Annotated in this window: 5 protein-coding genes and 1 pseudogene; 2 read left to right on the plus strand and 4 right to left on the minus strand. The window is 55.4% G+C overall.

All coding sequences use genetic code 11. The annotated features are described in order from the left end of the window. Window positions 1–219: 219 nt before the first annotated feature. On the minus strand, window positions 220–1,119 hold the full coding sequence (locus Q7O77_RS13845) for a LysR family transcriptional regulator (RefSeq protein WP_304168385.1): 900 nt from the start codon (window positions 1,117–1,119) through the stop codon (window positions 220–222). A gap of 124 nt (window positions 1,120–1,243) precedes the next feature. Here Q7O77_RS13845 and Q7O77_RS13850 point away from each other — a divergent pair, with 124 nt between their 5' ends. Next, on the plus strand, window positions 1,244–2,248 hold the full coding sequence (locus Q7O77_RS13850) for a zinc-binding alcohol dehydrogenase family protein (RefSeq protein WP_304168387.1): 1,005 nt from the start codon (window positions 1,244–1,246) through the stop codon (window positions 2,246–2,248). 56 nt (window positions 2,249–2,304) lie between these two features. Here the strand turns inward: Q7O77_RS13850 and serA are convergent, their stop codons facing one another. Next, window positions 2,305–3,537 (minus strand): phosphoglycerate dehydrogenase, encoded by a 1,233-nt coding sequence (gene serA / locus Q7O77_RS13855; protein ID WP_085651281.1) that lies wholly within the window; start codon window positions 3,535–3,537, stop codon window positions 2,305–2,307. Window positions 3,538–3,848: 311 nt separating this feature from the next. Beyond that, a complete protein-coding gene (rpiA, locus tag Q7O77_RS13860) occupies window positions 3,849–4,514 on the minus strand; it encodes a ribose-5-phosphate isomerase RpiA (protein WP_085651280.1) in 666 nt (221 codons plus the stop codon). Between the two features lie 192 nt (window positions 4,515–4,706). Between rpiA and Q7O77_RS13865 the strand changes: the two genes are divergently transcribed. After that, complete coding sequence (locus tag Q7O77_RS13865; protein ID WP_085651279.1) at window positions 4,707–5,600, plus strand: LysR family transcriptional regulator ArgP; 894 nt, start codon at window positions 4,707–4,709, stop codon at window positions 5,598–5,600. A gap of 34 nt (window positions 5,601–5,634) precedes the next feature. Here Q7O77_RS13865 and Q7O77_RS13870 read toward each other — a convergent pair. Further along, a pseudogene (locus Q7O77_RS13870) lies at window positions 5,635–5,714 on the minus strand (oxidative stress defense protein); the annotation flags it as partial.

Consider the following 5,714-nt stretch of genomic DNA (forward strand, 5'->3'; position numbering starts at 1 on the left):
GGGTCTTGGGTCTTGGGTCTTGGGTCTTGGGTCTTGGGTCTTGGGTCTTGGGTCTTGGGTCTTGGGTCTTGGGTCTTGGGTCTGCAAGGCTATCGTCCACATTGATAAACGCAATATCAGACGCCCCCGCGGGCTCTCTACCTCGCCATTCGCCAAGCGCTAACGGGACTTTCCTGTCATATCGTGCCATCACTCAGAAATGGGACGGTATCCGTGGCGTTAACTCTCAGAGACCTGCGGAAAGAAAGCCTCATGTTGCAATACAAAATCAATGAAACAAGCCAAGGCGGGGGAGTTCAGCTTACGACTGGGATAGACCAGATACATATCGTTAGGCTCGGCCTGCCATTGCGGCAACACCCTCATCAACGTTCCCGCCGCGATAGCGTCCCGACTCAGAAACTCGGGAAGCAGGGTAATGCCGCCATGGGCAATCGCACATGCGCGAGCGTAGAGCAAATTATCCGTGACATGGGAACGCGGCAACAGACACTGGTAATACTCTTTTTCCCGGTGCAGAACCCACTCGGTCCAGGCGCGATGCGCGATGCAACAGTGCTCCTGTAACTGGCGAGGGTGCATCAGCGGAGCCGCGTGTTCCAGATAACCGACGGACGCCACCAGATAACGCGGCGTTAATCCCAGAGCTCGGCCTATCAGCGATGAATCCTGTGGTTTACCGGTGCGCAAGCCAATGTCAAACCCATCGGCTACCAGATCGACCACGGTATCCGATACCGAGACTTCAAGCATGACCGCAGGGAAACGCTGCTGAAACTCCGCTGTCAATTCCGCCAGCAGGGTTGCTCCCACGCCTGCCGGGCTGGTAATGCGTAACCGGCCGCTCGGATTATCCCGCAAATGCTGGATCGTAAGATCCGCACGCTCCTGTGCCTGCAGCATCTCCTGACAATGAATCAGATAGCGCTCGCCCGCGAAGGTGAGATTGATTTTCCGGGTGGTGCGGTTCATTAATCGCAGTCCCAGCCTCTGTTCTAACAGGCTGACGCGCTGACTCAAACTCGACTTCGCCATACCCGCCCGCTGCGCGGCCTGCGTGAAGCTACCGCTTTCCGCGACCAAGGCAAACAGCGCCATGTCTTTAAGTTGGTTAAACATAATTGTTCTTCTTATCCGAACACTGCGTTATTTATTGTACACCTTATCAGCACCCCTTTGCCGTTCTACACTGTGTTGTACGCTTATATCGACTCCAACACCTTGCACAACGGGAGAGCTCACTATGACAGCAACAGCCATCGCGGTTGATCCTAAACAACCGGAAAACTTTATCGAAATCACTCAGGACATTCCGACTCCCGGCGACCACGATCTCTTGGTTGCCGTCAAAGCAGTTTCCATCAACCCAGTCGACACCAAAGTGCATGCCATGCTGCGCGCCGACGGCTTGAAAGCCCCGCGAATTCTGGGATGGGACGCCAGCGGCGTCGTGCTGAAGGTGGGTAAGGCCGTATCGGGTTTTCAGGAAGGCGACGAGGTCTGGTATGCCGGCGATATCACCCGTCCCGGTAGCAACACCACCCATCAATTAATCGACTCGCGCATTGCTGCGCATAAACCCAAGACGCTGGACTGGGCTTCCGCTGCGGCTCTGCCTCTGACCTCGCTGACCGCCTGGGAAGGGCTGTTTGAACACCTGCGTATTCAGGATGCGGAGGCGGGAAAAACATTGCTGATTATCGGCGGTGCCGGCGGCGTAGGCTCTATGGCTATCTCCCTCGCGGCATTACATAGCAAGGTCACCATCATCACCACCGCCTCCCGTCCGGAGTCCGTCGAATGGTGCAAGCAGCGTGGCGCGCACCACGTGGTGAACTACCGCAATCTGGTAGACACGGTCAAACAGCAAGGCTTCGAGCAGGTGGACTATATCTTCTGCCTTAACGATACCGACGGTCACTGGGATGCCATCGGGCAGTTGATTGCGCCTTTGGGCCAAATTTGCACCATCGTAGAAAACGCGCATCCGCTGGACCAAACCCAGCTCAAACTGAAAAGCGCCGCCCTGCACTGGGAGTTCATGTTTACCCGCAGCATGTACACCACGCCGGACATTGCTCGTCAGGGAGACATTTTGCAGCAGGTCGCTCGTGACGTCGACGAAGGCAAACTGAAAGGAACCGCCAGCAAAGTGCTGAAGGGATTAACGACGGAAACCCTCGCCGCCGCGCACAAAACGGTGCTGGAAGGACATACTCAGGGCAAAATCGTCATCGACTACGAATAAAAACACAACCGGCCCTCACAGGGCCGGTTTTCTATCCTTCATGACGACGATAGCAATCAGTACAGCAGACGGGCGCGAATGGTGCCCGGAATAGATTTCATCAACTGCAGCGCGGTATCAGCGCTGTCGGTGACCACATCAATCACGACATAGCCAATATCAGCGCTGGTCTGCAGATACTGTGCGGCGATGTTGATGCCTTCGTTGGCAAAAATGGTGTTCAGCTGGGTCATGATACCCGGACGGTTTTCATGAATGTGCAGCAGACGGCTGGCGCGTGCGCTGTGCGTCGGCAGTGACACCTCAGGGAAGTTCACCGCAGACAGCGTAGAGCCGTTGTCGGAGTATTTCACCAGTTTGCTGGCCACTTCCCCACCGATGTTTTCCTGTGCTTCCTGAGTAGAGCCCCCGATATGCGGCGTCAGCAGCACATTATCAAATTCGCACAGCGGCGACAGGAACGGCTCTTTGTTGGATGCGGGCTCTTGCGGGAAGACGTCGATTGCCGCGCCGGACAGATGTTTGCTGCTCAGGGCTTCACATAGAGCAGGAATATCTACCACGGTACCGCGTGAGGCGTTAATCAGCATGGCGCCCGGCTTCATCTGAGCCAGTTCGTTGGCCGCGATCATGTTTTGCGTACTGTCGGTTTCCGGAACGTGCAGGCTGACAATATCGCTCATTTTCAGCAGATCAGACAGCTGGTTAACCTGCTGCGCATTGCCCAGAGACAGCTTGCTTTCGATATCGTAGTAATAAACGTGCATACCCAGGCTTTCGGCCAGAATACCCAGCTGAGTCCCGATATGACCATAGCCGATAATCCCCAGGTTTTTCCCACGGGCTTCGTAGCTGCCAACGGCCTGTTTGTGCCATTCGCCGCGGTGTGCCTTCGCGTTGGCCCCAGGGACGCCGCGCAGCATCAGCAGCAGTTCGCCAATGACCAGTTCAGCAACGGAGCGGGTGTTGGAGAAAGGCGCGTTAAAGACCGGGATACCGCGCTTGGTGGCGGACGGCAATTCAACCTGGTTGGTGCCAATGCAGAAACACCCGACGGCAACCAGTTTCTCCGCGGCCGCGAAGATCTCTTCGGTCAGGTGCGTGCGAGAACGAATGCCGACGAAATGCGCGTCGCGAATCGACTCTTTCAGCGTTTCCGGGTCCAACGCGCCTTTATGGTATTCGATGTTGGTGTATCCGGCGGAACGCAGGTTATCGACCGCATTCTGGTGTACGCCTTCTAATAACAGAAATTTAATTTTATCTTTTTCGAGTGATACCTTTGCCATTTCCCGACCTTATTTTTCAGACTTCAGATGTGACGGTTTGCAAAACCATTGCCTGCAAACATAACAAAAATTACGCGGGCGGCAATACAAACGATTGCCTGTCGGCGCACAGAAGCGGCAGCGTAAAGCGACATTTGTGGCAAAAAATGCTGCTAAATAAGAAGCCGACCATATAGTGGCCGTGCCAAATAAGAAAAAGTGATATTAAGCACCAAAAATGCCGGGTAAAAAAAATGCGCCTGATTTCCACAAATCCGGCCTGACGAACAGGCCGGAGAGAGAGGTGACGAGAGGTTATCAAAGGAACTGACTCACGAGCTTCGTTTGACCGTTTTCACGCCTTCCGGCGTTCCCACGAGCGCAACATCCGCGCCACGGTTGGCAAACAGACCAACTGTCACCACCCCGGCGATGCCGTTGATTCGATTTTCCATCGCAATCGCATCGGAGATATCCAGGTTATGCACATCCAGAATGACATTCCCGTTGTCGGTCACGACGCCCTGACGATACTCCGGTTGCCCGCCCAGCTTGACCAGTTCCCGCGCAACATAAGATCGCGCCATAGGGATCACCTCAACCGGCAGCGGGAAACGCCCCAGAATATCCACCTGCTTGGTGGCATCGACGATACAGACGAACTGCCGGGCGATGGCGGCGACGATTTTCTCACGCGTTAGCGCAGCCCCGCCCCCTTTAATCATTTGCATATGGCCATTGATTTCGTCCGCGCCGTCCACATACACGTCCAGCACATCCACTTCATTGCAATCAAACACCGGAATACCGAGGCTTTTCAGCTTGGCGGTGGAGGCGTCCGAGCTGGAGACGGCGCCTTCGATCTGATCTTTCATGGTGCCCAACGCATCAATAAAATGCGCCGCCGTCGAGCCTGTGCCTACGCCGACGATAGTACCGGGGCGCACATAGTCCAGCGCGGCCCAGCCGACGGCTTTTTTCAGTTCATCCTGTGTCATGGTCTGATTGCCTGTTGCTTTAAAAAGTGCGCGTATTATAAAGCAGACGTTGCCGAAAAGGCGTGATTTAGCGTTTGCGTCGACATAAATTTCAGGAGTTCGCAGGTAAAAGCGTCATTTATTAGAGAGGTGACGCGAAAAATTATGGCATAGTGAAAAGAGTAATATTATTCACAGGAACTTTCCCCCTTCATGAAACGCCCGGACTATCGCACTCTTCAGGCCCTGGACGCCGTAATCCGCGAGCGTGGCTTCGAACGCGCTGCACAGAAACTCTGTATTACTCAATCCGCCGTCTCGCAGCGCATCAAGCAGCTTGAGAATCTCTTTGGTCAGCCGCTGTTAGTCAGAACGATCCCGCCCCGCCCGACAGAACAAGGGCAAAAGCTGTTGGCGCTGCTGCATCAGGTGGAACTGCTGGAAGAAGAGTGGCTCGGCGATGAAAACAGCAGCGAGGCCCCTCTCCTGCTATCACTCGCGGTCAACGCCGACAGTCTGGCGACCTGGCTGCTGCCGGCATTGCAGTCGGTACTGGCGGACTCGCCGATTCGTCTGAATCTGCAGGTGGAAGATGAGACACGTACGCAGGAGCGTTTGCGTCGCGGTGAGGTGGTCGGCGCGGTCAGTATTCAACCCCAACCGTTGCCCAGTTGTCTGGTCGACGCGCTAGGCGCATTGGACTACCTGTTCGTCGCCTCTCCGGAATTCGCGAAACGCTATTTCCCGAACGGCGTCACCCGCTCCGCTTTGCTGCGCGCGCCCGCCGTCGCTTTCGACCATCTGGATGATATGCATCAGGCATTTTTACAGCAGAATTTCGACCTTTCGCCCGGCAGCGTCCCCTGCCATATCGTGAACTCGTCGGAAGCCTTTGTGCAGCTGGCTCGTCAGGGCACCACCTGCTGCATGATCCCCCACCTGCAGATCGAACGAGAGCTGGCTAAAGGCGAGTTGATCGATCTCACGCCGGGCCTGCTACAGCGACGGATGCTGTACTGGCATCGCTTCGCTCCGGAAAGCCGGATGATGCGTAAAGTGACGGATGCGTTATTGGATCACGGGCGTCGGGTGCTGCGTCAGCCTTGATCGCAGTAAGCCCCACGCCCGTGTAATGAGAACATCAGGGCTGGCGTTGCAGCTCATATACAACGTCGACCTGATCGTCGAAATGAATGGTTTGCTGTTCGTAAGTCTGGGATG

Source organism: Lonsdalea britannica (assembly GCF_946477055.1).
Classification (GTDB): Bacteria; Pseudomonadota; Gammaproteobacteria; order Enterobacterales; family Enterobacteriaceae; genus Lonsdalea; species Lonsdalea britannica_A.

What these genes read in the sequence shown, in the direction of transcription:
- Q7O77_RS13850 (WP_304168387.1), top strand. Translation starts at nt 1,244, where the DNA reads ATGACAGCAACAGCCATCGCGGTTGATCCTAAACAACCGGAAAACTTT.
- rpiA (WP_085651280.1), bottom strand. Translation starts at nt 4,514, where the DNA reads ATGACACAGGATGAACTGAAAAAAGCCGTCGGCTGGGCCGCGCTGGAC.
- serA (WP_085651281.1), bottom strand. Translation starts at nt 3,537, where the DNA reads ATGGCAAAGGTATCACTCGAAAAAGATAAAATTAAATTTCTGTTATTA.
- Q7O77_RS13865 (WP_085651279.1), top strand. Translation starts at nt 4,707, where the DNA reads ATGAAACGCCCGGACTATCGCACTCTTCAGGCCCTGGACGCCGTAATC.
- Q7O77_RS13845 (WP_304168385.1), bottom strand. Translation starts at nt 1,119, where the DNA reads ATGTTTAACCAACTTAAAGACATGGCGCTGTTTGCCTTGGTCGCGGAA.